Below are 13585 nucleotides of genomic sequence, written 5' to 3'. Positions count from 1 at the left end.
GGATGGCAGCGGCAAAACGGCTTACCGCCGACGCGCTCGCCGAAGCGCTTGTGGAACGCACGGGCCACGCCTTCGCCGACCGCCAGCGCCTGCAGCGTGCATTGACCCACGCCAGTGCGCGCGGCGCCAATGCCGGCACCGACTATGAGCGCTTCGAGTTTCTTGGCGACCGGGTTCTCGGCCTGGTGGTCGCCGACATGCTGCTGGCCGCATTTCCTGATGCTGCGGAAGGTGAACTGTCGCTTCGGCTCAATGCGCTGGTCAACGCCGAGGCGCTCGCGGAAATCGCCGAGGATATCGGCCTGCCGGACCTGATCCGCGCCGGATCGGACATGCGCGGGCTTGAGGGCCGCAAGCGCGTCAATTTGCGTGCCGACGCGTTGGAATCGCTGATCGCGGTGCTTTATCTCGATGGCGGGCTGGATGCGGCGCGCGCCTTCATCCATAAATACTGGCAGCCGCGCTCGCAGGCTTCAGGCGCCGCACGCCGCGATGCCAAGACCGAATTGCAGGAATGGGCGCACCAGGCGGCAAGTGCTGTCCCGGCCTACAGCATCGACAGCCGAGAGGGGCCGGACCACGACCCGCTCTTCACGGTCAGCGTCAGGGTTGGTGCATTTCAGCCAGCGAGCGGTAGTGGTCGTTCAAAGCGCGAGGCCGAGCAGGCCGCCGCGGCGGCAATGCTCGTTCGCGAAGGCGTCTGGAACAACGTATCGGGCGCGCGGCGCGTTAATGAAGGGAGTGCGGCATGACCGCCACCGAAGAGACCTCTGCGGCACCAGAAGCAGCCGCCACGCACTCCGGCTTCGTCGCGCTCATCGGCGCGCCCAATGCGGGCAAATCAACCCTGGTCAACCAGCTTGTCGGCGCCAAGGTGTCTATCGTTACCCACAAGGTGCAGACGACGCGTGCCATCGTGCGCGGCATCGCCACGCATGACAATGCGCAGATCGTCTTTGTCGACACGCCTGGCATCTTCAAGCCCAAGCGGCGGCTTGATACGGCGATGGTGACCACCGCCTGGGGCGGCGCCAAGGATGCCGATATCGTGTTGCTGCTGATCGACGCCGAGCGCGGCATCAGGGGCGACGCCGACGCCATCCTTGAAAGGCTAAAGGACGTTCGCCAGCCGATGGTGCTGATCCTCAACAAGGTCGATCGGGTCAAGCATGAGACGCTTTTGGCCTTGTCGGCGGCGGCGAACGAAAGGGTTCCGTTCAAGCGTACCTTCATGGTCTCCGCGCTGACCGGTTCCGGTTGCAAGGACCTGCTCGACTATCTCGCCGAAGCGCTGCCTGCCGGCCCCTGGTATTATCCGGAAGACCAGATCTCGGACCTGCCGATGCGCCAGCTGGCTGCCGAGATCACCCGCGAAAAGCTCTATCTGCGGCTGCATCAGGAACTGCCCTATTCCTCGCATATCGAGACCGAGAAATGGGAAGAGAAGAAGGACGGCTCGGTGCGCATCGACCAGACCATCTACGTCGAGCGCGACAGCCAGAAGAAGATCGTCCTCGGCCACAAGGGTGAGACCATCCGCGCCATTGGCCAGGCAGCGCGCATGGAGATAGCAGGCATCCTCGAACAGAAGGTGCACCTGTTCCTGTTCGTGAAGGTGCGCGAGAACTGGGGCGACGACCCCGAGCGCTACCGCGAGATGGGGCTCGAGTTCCCGCATTAGCCGACCACGCCCGCGGGGCGTGAGGCGCTTGAATGGCGGGACTACCGCCGCGGTCCAAGCGCCAGCAACACGCCATTGGCAAGATGTTCCGCATCGGCGGCGTTTTCGAACGGAACGATCGTTCTCGCATAGTCGAGCGGGGAGAAATTGGAGCCGTCGGTGTTGATCAGCGCGACCTGGTGGCTTGCCGCTTCCATGTTGCCGAGTTGCGCATAGCAGGCGGCAAGCCGCGTTCGGATCCACGGCGTCGGCAGCGTCGCCAGTTCCAGCGCTTCAGCGGCCGGCCGGTACTCACCCAGCATGTAGAGCGCCAGCGATCTGTCGTACTGGTACCCGCTCCCTGAAAGCCATGCCGGCATTGGCCTATGTCAGGGGGCTGGGTCAAGGGCTTGCAAATTTGCACGGACGACAAGAAAGGGGGCGGCGCCCGGATTCGGACACCGCGCTCCTTGCGAGCAGCTTAGGCAGCGTCGGCGATTGCAAGGTGCGTCTTTGGCCGGCGGACGAAGCTCTCGGCGCCATAACAGGCGACGATGGCAACCGCGATGATCGCCCAGATCGCAACACCGAGCCATTGCTGTTGCAGATAGTCGCTGCCGGTGAACACCTTGCCGAGAAAACGCACGCTGTTCTGGTGCGTGACGTGCATGATAAAGGCGAGAAGCACGCTGCCGGTGTTCTGGTAAAGCCAGGTGAACACCACGCCCGCCAGCACGACGTTGATCGTGCTGTAAAGGCTCAGGTCGCCGACCAGGCCGAGCGGAAAGTGCCAGATCGCCCAGATCACGCCGAGGATCAGGCTGCCGGCCAGTGCCGAATGGCTGGCAAGCAGGCGTGGCGTTGCAAAGCCGCGCCATCCCGGCTCTTCGCCGAACGGGCCGCTGAAGACTGCGTAGAGCGCGATGACCGGCAGCATCTCGGAGAAGGCAGGGATATTGCTCCAGGCCGGTGTTGCCGCGCCAAACAACGGATTGATCAGGATTGAAGCCAGTTGCGTTCCGAATGGCAGGCCGAACGTCACCAGATACCACACCGGATGAACTCGCCATTTCACCATCGAGGCAAGGATGGCCTTGACCGAGCTCCAGCCGCCGGTCAGGGCCGCAACGACGAAGCCGGCAACCATTGGTCCAAAGGTAAACCAGGGAATGCTGTCGCCGTTCGACAGCAAGAACGGGATGAAGGCCAGCCAGGTCAGGCCAAGCGCAAGCGAAAAGAAGGCGGTCAAATGGTGCCTTCGCACCAGGCTCAGGACGGAAATCATATCAGATCCTCTCGGTGGGCAGATGGGTCAAGAGAGGTCGCCGGGCTGCCCGATCGGTCGACATGCATCTGGAGCGGTCGCCGCCGAGTTGTTCGGCAGGCCGTGTCGACCACGCCGGTCAACCCGCGCTTATTGGCGCCTGCGTGGCCAAAAATCCCGAGCAGTTCCTGAAAAATTTCCGATATTTCTGAAGGAGTGGCCGATTTTCCTTGGCGCGGTGCCCGACGGTTGGGCTGTCGCAATCAAGTAAGCGGGCAGCGCTCCAGGCGGGTTTCGAGTGCCTCGACCAAAAGCCGAAGGGCTTGGCAGGCGCTGCCGGCCTTTCGCCACAACGCCGGAGTGCGGTCTGGCGCGCCGTGTCGTCTGATGACGAGATGGAACGAAATTATCAGGTATTTCTTACGGAAAAAGGCGGGTATTCCCCATTTTCAGCTCACAATTGGAATTATAACACCAGTGAGATATACTTAGCCGAGAAACTATCTGAATATATATTGAAAATATGACGTTGTTCCAATTGTGCCATTCGACATTATCGCGAGTGTTATTTGTGCAACACGCGATTAATCTGTTTAGAGAATCGTGGTTATTTCTAAAACCGTCATTGAAGGCGGACGATCGATGGGTATGTTCGCCGCTGAAAAGGGCGAGCGGTGCGAGCCTTTTTCGTTGTGGGGATGAGGCGGGAAACACTGCCGCCAGCCACAAATCCGAAGCCAATTTAAAACTATGACTGGAGAGGTCAGAAAATGAACATCAAGAGCCTCCTTCTCGGCTCAGCCGCGGCACTGATCGCGGTGTCCGGCGCGCGCGCCGCCGACGCTGTCGTCGTCGCCGAACCGGAGCCGGCCGAATACGTCAAGATCTGCGACGTCTACGGCGCCGGCTACTTCTACATCCCAGGCACCGAAACCTGCCTGCGCATCGGCGGCTACATTCGCTACGACGCCAGCATTGGCGACGGCAATCGCGTGTTGGACGGCACCAAGGCCACAGACTCAATGGATGGCGGCACCAACGACACCTGGAACAAGAACGCGCGCTTCACGCTGAAGACATGGACTGGCCAGGAAACCGAACTCGGCACCTTGAAGACCTACACCGAGACGCGCTTCAACTTCGGTAGCGTAACCACGGCCAAGGACGCCAATGGCTTCGCGATTGACAGCGAGGCTGGCAACAAGACCGCGGATCTGCATTTCGCCTGGATCCAGCTTGGCGGGCTGCGCGTCGGTAAGGACGAAACGGCCTATGACTCCTTCATCGGCTATGCCGGTAATGTCATCCAGGATACGATCATTCCTTACGGCACCAAGGACACCAACCTGATCAGCTACTACTTCGATGCCGGCAACGGCTTCTCGGCGGTGGCCTCGCTTGAAGAAGGTTCGGGCTCCGAGACCATCGACAGCTACGTTCCGCATGTCGTGGGCGGTGTGAAGTACAAGGGCGACTGGGGTGCGATCACCGCCGTCGGCGCCTACAACAGCAATTGGGAAGAATGGGCCGGCAAGGTCCGCCTTGATGTCAAGGCGACCTCGGACCTGACGCTCTTCATCATGGGCGGCTACGGCACCGACGATAACAAGGCGACCAATTTCTACAAGCCGTGGACTGGCAACTTCGCCGTTTGGGGCGGCGGCACCTACACCGTCAACAAGAAGGTCCAGCTCAACGCCCAGGTCTCCTACACTGACTTCCAGGACTTCGCGGTTGCCGCGAACGTCGCCTACACCATCGTCCCCGGCTACACGATCACGGCCGAAGTCGATTACTTCAAGAATTTCGACGACAAGTTCGAAGATGGCGTCGGCGGCATCGTTCGCTTCCAGCGCTCGTTCTAACTAATCGACTGACCTTACCAGATCGCCCGCAGCACATCGCTGCGGGCGGCTTTTTGTATGCTGATGTGATGTGCCGGCCCGCCACGCACAAACCCATACCTTGATTTCGCCATCCAACCGGTGAAATGCTCCAGGCATGGAATGGCGCGACGAGGGAATCATTCTCGGCACCCGCAAGCATGGCGAAACCAGCGCCATCCTCGAGGTGATGACGCGCGCGCATGGCCGCCATCTCGGCCTTGTCCGTGGCGGCCGCTCGCGCAAGCAGCAGCCCGTTCTCCAGCCAGGCAATCGCGTCGACCTGTTGTGGCGGGCGCGGCTTGACGAACATCTTGGCACCTTCCAGGCCGAGGCGATCGAGATGAACGCCGCCCGGCTGATGGACAGCGCCGTTGCCGTCTACGGGTTGCAGACCATGGCCCAGCATCTGCGCCTGTTGCCCGAGCGTGACGCCCATGGCGGCCTCTACGAGGCGCTCACCGTGATGATCGTCCATCTCGACGATGCCGACGCCGCCGGCGAACTGGTGGCGCGCTTCGAGCTTCTGATCCTCGATGAACTCGGCTTCGGCCTCGATCTCAGCCAATGTGCCGCCACCGGCACGCGGCAGGACCTTGCCTATGTCTCGCCGAAATCGGGCCGTGCGGTATCGCGCGAAGCCGGCGCGCCATGGCGTGACAAGATGCTGGCGCTGCCGGCCTTCCTGCAGCGCGGCTCTGGCCTGCGGGCGGACCCGGCGGCGGTGGAAGATGCCTTCCGGCTGACCGGCTTCTTCTTCACGCGCCACGTCTATGAGCCACGCGGCATCGAGCCGCCCGACGCCCGCTCCGGCTTCCTCGCCGCTCTGCGCAAGCACCATGCGCGCGGCAGGGCCTTGGCCGAAGAGAACGCGGCCAGAGAAATCATCACATGAGCGAAGTAGAACTTTATCCGGGCCGGGTCTCGCCGCTCGGCCTCGGCACCATTCCGCACGCCGATATCCTGAAATACACCGGCCTGGAACTGCTGCAACGCATCATCGACGGCAAGTATCCGGCGCCACCGATCTCCTTCCAGCTCAGCTTCGCGTTGACCGAAGTGTCAGAAGGCCGCGCCGTGTTCCGCGGCGTGCCGAACGAGCGCCATCTCAACCCGCTGGGCGGTGTGCATGGCGGCTGGGCGGCGACTCTGCTCGATTCGTCACTGGCCTGCGCCGTGCAGACTCTGCTCGGCAAGGGCGAAGCCTATACGACGGCGGAGTTCAAGGTGAACCTGACGCGGCCGATCACGCCCAGGACCGGCGAGGTGGTCTGCGAAGGCAAGGTCGTCCACAAGGGCCGCACGCTGGCGGTGTCGGAAGCGACATTGAAGGACGCCAGCGGCAAGCTGCTGGCTTTCGGCACCGAAACATGTTCGATCTTTCCGGCCGCCAATCTGGCGGCACGGTGAGTTTTCTGGCCGTCTGGCCGCCGCATTTGAATGTCAACGTCAGTGAAAACTGGCCTGGTTTGGGGGAACCGCCATGTTTGAAAGCCTGATCGGCCTTGTCGCCATCATCGCGTTGTTCGTCATCATTTCGCGCCAGCAGAGCCGCATTGGCCTGATCGAGCGCGAGCTTGGCGCGTTGCGCAGCCTGGTCCTTTCCGGCGCGGTGCCGCCCGTAGCCAAGCCGTCTGAACAATCAGCGATCGACAACAGGCCTGCCGACGCTGCCGCGGCCATTGCGGCAGCGTCCGAAATCGCCTCGCCAGCGGTGAGCGAGCCGGTTACCGCGCAGGCGCCGGCTCTGGAAGCGGAAGCTCCATTAGGCGAGGCCGTGCCCGGGCCGTGGACCGCAGGCGAGCCGAAGGCAGCCGAACCTGCCGAGCCCGCCGCGGCGGCGAAGGCGCCCGGCAAACCGGACATCGAAACCGCGCTTGGCACCCGCTGGGCGGTCTGGGTCGGCGGCATAGCGCTGGCGCTGGGCGGCCTGTTCCTGATCCGCTACACGATCGAGGCCGGCATTTTCGGCCCCGGCGTGCGGCTTGCCATGGCCGCGGTTCTGGGGCTGGTGCTGGTCGCCGGCGGCGAGTTCATTCGCCGCACCGGCTTCCGGTGCCGGTGCAAGGTGCCGCCGGCGCCTATATTCCGGCGATCCTGACGGCGGCTGGCGCTTTCATCCTGTTCGGCACCGTCTATGCCGCGCACGGCATTTACGGCTTCATCGGCCCGGCGCTTGCCTTCACCCTGCTTGGCGCCATCGGCGTGGCGACGATCGCGGCGGCCCTTGTCCATGGCCAGGCGCTGGCCGGCATCGGCCTCATCGGTGCCATGGTAACACCAATGCTGGTCGCCTCGCAGGCGCCTAATCCCTGGGCGCTGTTCGGCTATCTCTCGATCGTGCTTATCGCCACCTGCGTCATCGCCCGCATACGCGACTGGAAATTGTTGATGGCGGCGGCCTTTGTCGGCACCGGTATCTGGACCATCCTCTACATGACGGATGCGCCGGGCGCGAACCTCTCCGCCATCCTGTTCATCGATGCCGTCACGCTGGCCGTGCTCGCTCTTGTCTGGCTCGGCCGCCGTGACGACGAAACCGGACCAACCAGGGCCCTCGACTGGCCGTCCATCGCGCCTGGCCTGTTCGTCGCATTCTCGGCGCTGGGCCTGTCGGTCGACCCGGCCTTCGCCGCCGCCGGCGATGCCTTGCCGGGCGCCGTGATCCTCGCCGCAATGGTGGCTGTCGCGCTCTATCGCCCATTGGCGCTGCCGCTGCTTTACGCGGCCGGACTGGTGACGGTGCTGATCTATCTCGGCATCATCCCACCGACGTCCGTGGCATCGGATTTTTCCAGCGGCGCTCTGGGTGTCGACGGCCAGCCGGTGGTGGTGTCCGATGCCTTGACGTTGCGCATCGGCATTGCGCTTGGCCTGATTTTCATCGGCGCCGGCTTCTGGGCCGCGCGCCGCTTCGCTGCCTCGGCACAGATCCGCGCCGCCTCATGGGGGGCGTGGGGCGTCATCGTGCCTCTGGTCATTCTGCTGGCGCTCTGGTTCACCTTCGGCAACCTCGACCGTGATCTTGTCTACGGAGCGGTCGCGGCACTGCTGGTCGTGATTTTTGCCGCCGGCGCCGAGTGGATCGCGCGCGGTGAAGAGCCACCGCTCAAGGGCGGCGCGGCGGTGTCGTTTGCCTTGGGCGGTGCTGCGATAGCCGGTCTCTTGATGCTGCACATGGCTTTCGATTCCGGCTGGACCACCATCCTGCTGGGTGCTTCGGCTATCGTGCCGGCCTTGGCCACGCGCTGGCGCTCCTATCCGGCGTTCGGCTGGATTTCGGTCGGTGCGGTGATCGCGGTGCTTGGCCGCGTCGCCTTCGACCCGACCATCGTCGGCGCTGAATTCCTCTCCAGGACACCTGTCTTCAACTGGCTGCTGCCGGGCTACGGCATACCGGCGCTCGCCTTCGGCTTCGCCGCCTGGCAACTCGCCCGCACCACCAATGGCCGGCCGCGCCTCGCCATGGAAGCGGCGGCGGCACTGTTTGCGCTGCTCACGCTCGCCATGCTGGTACGCCATGCCATGCATGGCGGCGTCATCGACACGGGTGCGATGACGCTCGCCGAGCAGGCGATCTATACGCTGATCGCCATCGGCGCCGGCGCCATCCTGGTCGCCATCGACATGCGCTCGCCAAGCTCGGTGCTGCGCTATGGTTCGATGGCCGCCGGCGTGGTTTCGGTCGCCTTCATCGTCATCCGGCATTTCGTGGTGCTGAATCCGCTGTTCACCGACGAATCGACAGGCCGGATCCCGGTGTTCAACCTGTTGTTCCTCGCCTATCTCCTGCCGGCGGTCGCCGCCGGGGGCTGGCGCTCTACGCCAGGGACAAGCGGCCGAAATGGTATGCGCAGATGCTGGCCGTGGTGGGGGCCGTGCTTGCCCTGGCCTATGCCACGCTGTCGGTCAGGCGGCTGTTCAAGGGCGAGTTCATTGGCCTGTGGAGCGGCCTCGGCCAGTTGGAGACCTACACCTATTCGGCGCTTTGGCTGATTATTGGCGTGGCGCTGCTCACCGCCGGCGTCTGGTTGAAGTCGCAGGTGCTGCGCATCGCCTCGGCGGCGCTCATCTCGATCGCCGTGCTGAAAGTGTTCATATTCGACATGTCGGAATTGGAGGGCGTGCTGAGGGCGCTGTCCTTCATCGGCCTCGGCGCTGTGCTGATCGGCATCGGCCTGTTTTATCAGCGGCTGCTGACGCGGGCGGCGAAGGAAAACGGATAAAGGCAAGCAAGAACAATAAAATTTCAGTCGGGCCGGGAATAAATCGGCCAATGGGCTCGTTATCTGATTGCCTGGGTGACCGGAGCGGCGGACCGCTTCGCGCTGGCCGCTTGCGCCGCGCCGGGAAGGCGCGTTCAATTGGGCTCAACAAAGGCGACCTCAGAACCAGCGGTCATGGACGAAAAGAAGGCAGCGATCCTTGGCGAAATACCGCGTCTGCGCCGCTATGCGCGCTCGCTTTTGCGCGACCGCGATTCTGCCGACGACCTCGTCCAGGATTGCCTCGAACGGGCGCTTGTGCGTCTCGACAACTGGCAGACAGGAGAAAGCCCCAGGAGGTGGCTGTTTACGATCATGCATCATTTGTTCATCGACCAGATGCGAAAGGTGAACCGTCGCGGCGAAGCGGCGATGCTGCCGCTGGAGGCTGGCGAGGCAGTTGCCCAGCCGGCCGAGCAGATGGAGAGCATCGCCTCGCGCGAGATCATCGACGCATTGCAGGCGATCAGCCCCGACCGCCGCGCGGCTCTCGTCATGGTCGCCATCGAAGGTTTTTCCTATGCCGAAGCCGCCAACATTCTCGGCGTGCCCGCGGGCACGCTGATGTCGCGCATTGCGCGCGGGCGTGAGGAACTGCGCGGGCTGCTGGACGACACGGCACGCCGCCGCGCAATAAGGATCGTCGAGAAATGATCCGCCGCGATTTTTCCGAACGTGACATCCACATGGCGCTCGACGGCGAACTGCCAGCCGATGAGCGCACCGCTTACGATGCCTGGCTCGACGCCAATCCCGAAATGAAGGCCAGGAGCACGCGCTTCAGCGCCGACCGGGCGGCATTGCAGGCCGCCTTCGCCGGCGTGCTGGACGAGACCGTCCCAGTGCGGTTGCGCAAGGTCGTGCTTGGCGAGACGCCGGTCAAGGCTGCGGCATCGCGCTCGCGCTGGTGGCTTTCTGCCGCTGCGGCGGTGCTTCTGGTCGCCGGTGGGCTCAGTGGCTATCTTGCCGGCATCGACGGCCTTGGACAGGAGGATCCGGCGGAGGATCGGCTCGCCGAACAGGCAATCGCGGCCCATGTCATCTATGCCGCCGAAAAGCGCCATGCGGTGGAAGTGCCGGCCAGCGACAAGGATCATCTGCAGACCTGGCTGTCCAACCGGGTTGGATTGAAGCTGGTGGCGCCGGATCTGACCGCGAATGGTTTTCAATTGGTCGGCGGCCGGTTGCTGCCGGCCGGCGAGAGCAAGGCCGCGATGCTGCTCTACGAGGACGACAAAGGCGAGCGAATATCGCTCTTCGTCACCACGGAATCGACCGAGAATGCCAAGGGCACCTACATGGCGGCGCAGGACGGCCCGCAGGCCGTCTACTGGCTGGACAAGGGCTATGGCTGCGCCGTCGTGGGCTCGCTGCCGCGCGAGCAATTGGCGGTCGTTGCCAAGAGCGCCTATGGCCAGCTTTTGGCGGGTCTCGCGAGCTGATTAGGCAGCGATTTCCGCAGCCGGCGGCCTTTCAAAACGGCAATCCCGTTCAAAGTCCGCGCGCTTCCTTACCGCCACGGAACCTGTCACAATTCGGCCCTAATCAAGGTGCGATAGCGCTTGATCAATACCGGCGCTTCGGCCGGTGTTTACGACGTCTTTGGCCGGGGCCGTTTCGGCAACGAAATCGGGGTTTTCTTAAGCCGCATGCCTGCCGAGATCCGCACGGCCCGCGCGTCTGACGTCGATGATCTCGCCGCCATCGAGAAAGCTGTTTTCTCGAGCGATCGCATTTCCCGCCGCTCCTTCCGCCTGTTCATCGAGCGCGAGACCGCCGAGACGCTGGTCGCCGAAGTCGATGGCCGCGTTGCCGGCTATGCGATCGTGCTGTTCCGCAAGGGCAGCGGTGTGGCACGGCTCTATTCCATCGCCACCGGCCCTTTCTTCGGCGGGCTCGGTGTCGGCCGCCAGTTGCTCGGGGCCGCGGAAGACGCAGCCTTCGAACATGACCGCATGATGTTGCGTCTGGAGGTGCGCGAGGACAACAGCCGTGCCATCCGCATCTACGAGCAGGGCGGCTATCGCAAGATCGGCCGTGAACCCGGCTACTACGAGGACGGCCAGACCGCGCTTCGCTATGAAAAGACCCTGCGCGGCGATGTTCCGATCGCCACCAGGGTGCCGTTCTACCAGCAAACCTGCGAATTCACCTGCGGCCCATGCTGCCTGATGATGGCCATGGCCAATTTCGACCCCGACTTCGTGCCGGATCCGGTCATGGAAATCCGCCTGTGGCGCGAGGCAACGACCGTGTTCATGATGTCGGGACCTGGGGGTTGCGAGCCGTTCGGCCTGGCTGTCTCGGGTTATGAAAGCGGGCTCGCGGCGGAGATCTACGTTTCGTTCTACGGCGCGCTGTTCCTGCAATCGGTGCGCAGCGAGGACAAGCGCCGGGTGATGGAACTGGCCCAGGTCGACTTTCGCCGTCGCGCGGAACAATACGGCATCCCGGTGAATTACCGTCCGTTCACCATCGACGACATTCGTGATGCGATCGCTGGGGGAAAACTGGTGCTGGTGCTGATCAGCGGCTTCCTTATGTTCGGCAAGAAGGTGCCGCACTGGGTGCTGGCCATCGGCGACGACGGCGACCATATCTTGATCCACGATCCCTGGGTCGAGGACGAAAGGCAAGAAACCATCCTTGATGCCGCCAACATTCCGGTGCCCTACGGCATCTTCATGAACATGGCGCAGTTCGGCCGCGACGGGCTGCGTGCAGCCATAACTCTGGGGAAGCGCGACAGACAATGACCTGGGTCATCCTTACCGGCCGGCAAAGCGATCTCGACCAGGTGGCAACGCCGCACAAGATCATCACCAACCGTGACTATCTCGCGCATCCGTCGCTGTTTCGCGGTCAGCGGCCGAAGGTCATCAACCTGTCGAACAACTACGCCTACCAGAGCCGCGGCTACTATGCCTCGCTGCTGGCGGGCTCGCGCGGCCACAAGGTCATCCCCACCGTCGAGACGATGATCGACCTGTCGGAGCGCAAGCTCTACGAGCACGCGCTGCCGGAACTGGAACTGGCGCTCAACAAGTGCCGCAAGGATCTCGGCGGCGCCTTTCCGGCAAAGGTCTGCATCTTCTTCGGTATCGGCCCGTCCAAGGTCTGGGACCGTTTCGCCAAGCTGTTGTTCGACTGGTTCCGGGCGCCGGCGCTCGAAGTCCACATCAAGGACAGCGCTGAATGGGCCTCGATCCGCAAGATCGGCTTCCATCCTCTGGCGCGGATGACCGAAGACGAGGAAAAAAGCTTCATCCAGTGCCTGGAGACCTACACCAACCGTGAGTGGCGCGACACCAAGGGCCGCACGCCGGCGCGCTACACCTTCGCCACGCTGGTCGATCCGCATGAGGAATTGCCGCCGTCGGAGATCTCGTCGCTGCGCTATTGGGCCAAGATCGCCGAAAAGATGGGCGTCGAAATCGAGCCGATCACCAAGAAGGACCTGGCCAAGCTCGCCAATTACGACGCGCTGTTCATCCGCGAGACCACCTCGATCTCCAACCACACCTATCGCTTCGCCCGCCGCGCCCAGCAGGAAGGCATGCCGGTCATCGACGACCCGCTGTCGATGATCCGCTGCACCAACAAGGTCTATCTCAACGAGTTGATGGCCTACAACAAGGTGCCGGTGCCGCCGACAGTGATGATTGCCGGTACGTCGGATCTCGAGGTGGCGGCGCAGACGCTGGGCTTTCCACTGGTGCTGAAGATCCCGGATTCGTCGTTCTCTCGTGGCGTCAAGAAATGCGCCAACTTCGAGGAGCTGAAGACGCTCGCCACCGAGTGGCTGGAGGATTCCGATCTTCTGATCGCGCAGAAATTCATTCCGACCGAATATGATTGGCGCGTCGGGGTGCTCGGCGGCCAGCCGCTGTTTGCCGTCCACTATCTGATGGCCAAGAAGCACTGGCAGATCGTCAACCACAAGGCCAACGGCAAGCCCGACCAGGGCGGCATCAAGACCTTCACGCTGAAGGAAACGCCGGCCCATGTCGTCGAGACGGCGGTGAAGGCGGCGCGCTGCATTGGCGATGGCCTGTACGGCGTCGACCTTAAGGAGACCAAGGACGGTGTCTTCGTCATCGAGGTCAACGACAATCCGAACCTCGATCATGGCTGGGAGGATTCCGGCGAGAAGGACGAGGTCTGGGTGCGGCTGACGCAGTGGTTCCTGGAGCGGCTGGACCGGCCGGGGCGATAATAGTTTCAACCGAGAGGGAAACATGCAGTTCATCGTGATCGAGGATTTCACCGGCTGCGACCGCAAGGATATCTATCGCCGCTTTCGCGACCGGGGCCGCCTGAAGCCGGATGAGCTTGTCGTGCACCACAGCTGGATCGCGGCGGATATGAGCCGCTGCTTCATGCTGGTGGAGGCCGATGACGTCACGCTACTGCAGCGCTGGGTCATCGAATGGGCGGATCTGGTGGAATTCGAGATTGTTCCCGTGGCGACGAGCAAGGACATGGCGGAGGCATTGAGCGGGCACCTCTGACC

At 63.1% G+C, this 13585-nt stretch carries 12 protein-coding genes and 1 pseudogene; 11 read left to right on the top strand and 2 right to left on the bottom strand.

What is annotated here, in order from left to right; genetic code table 11:
• Nucleotides 1-2 precede the first annotated feature (2 nt).
• Together rnc and era are read left to right on the top strand one after the other, a co-directional pair.
• Entirely contained in the window at nucleotides 3-752 is a 750-nt protein-coding gene (gene rnc, locus AC56QQ_RS23400; RefSeq protein WP_497123544.1) for a ribonuclease III, read from the top strand.
• Nucleotides 749-1681: a GTPase Era gene (gene era / locus AC56QQ_RS23395; RefSeq protein WP_497123543.1), complete on the top strand. Its 933-nt coding sequence runs from the start codon at nucleotides 749-751 to the stop codon at nucleotides 1679-1681. Before rnc ends, era begins: the two co-directional genes overlap by 4 nt.
• Before the next feature lie 41 nt (nucleotides 1682-1722).
• Here era and AC56QQ_RS23390 read toward each other — a convergent pair whose 3' ends face one another.
• Nucleotides 1723-2040: a hypothetical protein gene (locus tag AC56QQ_RS23390; protein ID WP_497123542.1), complete on the bottom strand. Its 318-nt coding sequence runs from the start codon at nucleotides 2038-2040 to the stop codon at nucleotides 1723-1725.
• A gap of 101 nt (nucleotides 2041-2141) precedes the next feature.
• The gene (locus AC56QQ_RS23385; protein WP_497123541.1) at nucleotides 2142-2945 is read right to left on the bottom strand and encodes a CPBP family intramembrane glutamic endopeptidase; all 804 of its coding nucleotides are present in this window, start codon (nucleotides 2943-2945) and stop codon (nucleotides 2142-2144) included.
• Nucleotides 2946-3694: 749 nt separating this feature from the next.
• Between AC56QQ_RS23385 and AC56QQ_RS23380 the strand changes: the two genes are divergently transcribed.
• The 9 genes and pseudogenes from AC56QQ_RS23380 (at nucleotide 3695) to AC56QQ_RS23340 (ending at nucleotide 13583) form a co-directional block, all read left to right on the top strand.
• Complete coding sequence (locus AC56QQ_RS23380) at nucleotides 3695-4789, top strand: porin (protein WP_497123540.1); 1095 nt, start codon at nucleotides 3695-3697, stop codon at nucleotides 4787-4789.
• A gap of 136 nt (nucleotides 4790-4925) precedes the next feature.
• Complete coding sequence (gene recO / locus AC56QQ_RS23375; protein WP_497123539.1) at nucleotides 4926-5702, top strand: DNA repair protein RecO; 777 nt, start codon at nucleotides 4926-4928, stop codon at nucleotides 5700-5702.
• Nucleotides 5699-6217, top strand: coding sequence for a PaaI family thioesterase (locus AC56QQ_RS23370; RefSeq protein WP_497123538.1), 519 nt, complete (start codon nucleotides 5699-5701; stop codon nucleotides 6215-6217). Before recO ends, AC56QQ_RS23370 begins: the two co-directional genes overlap by 4 nt.
• Nucleotides 6218-6290: 73 nt before the next feature.
• Nucleotides 6291-9033, top strand: a pseudogene (locus tag AC56QQ_RS23365) (DUF2339 domain-containing protein).
• A gap of 174 nt (nucleotides 9034-9207) precedes the next feature.
• On the top strand, nucleotides 9208-9726 hold the full coding sequence (locus AC56QQ_RS23360) for an RNA polymerase sigma factor (RefSeq protein WP_091577120.1): 519 nt from the start codon (nucleotides 9208-9210) through the stop codon (nucleotides 9724-9726).
• The gene (locus AC56QQ_RS23355; protein ID WP_497123537.1) at nucleotides 9723-10514 is read left to right on the top strand and encodes an anti-sigma factor family protein; all 792 of its coding nucleotides are present in this window, start codon (nucleotides 9723-9725) and stop codon (nucleotides 10512-10514) included. The genes AC56QQ_RS23360 and AC56QQ_RS23355 overlap by 4 nt, the downstream gene beginning before the upstream one ends.
• A 207-nt stretch (nucleotides 10515-10721) precedes the next feature.
• Nucleotides 10722-11828 carry a peptidase C39 family protein gene (locus AC56QQ_RS23350; protein ID WP_489863676.1) on the top strand — a complete coding sequence of 369 codons (1107 nt, stop codon included), beginning with the start codon at nucleotides 10722-10724 and terminating at the stop codon, nucleotides 11826-11828.
• Entirely contained in the window at nucleotides 11825-13288 is a 1464-nt protein-coding gene (locus tag AC56QQ_RS23345) for a RimK family ATP-grasp domain-containing protein (RefSeq protein WP_256749593.1), read from the top strand. The genes AC56QQ_RS23350 and AC56QQ_RS23345 overlap by 4 nt, the downstream gene beginning before the upstream one ends.
• A gap of 22 nt (nucleotides 13289-13310) precedes the next feature.
• Entirely contained in the window at nucleotides 13311-13583 is a 273-nt protein-coding gene (locus AC56QQ_RS23340; protein WP_489860580.1) for a DUF3303 domain-containing protein, read from the top strand.
• Nucleotides 13584-13585 lie beyond the last annotated feature (2 nt).

It is taken from the genome of Mesorhizobium sp. RCAM 05099 (assembly GCF_059683685.1).
Note: the sequence above shows the minus strand (reverse complement) of the source record. Positions and strands in the feature narration are given on the sequence as shown.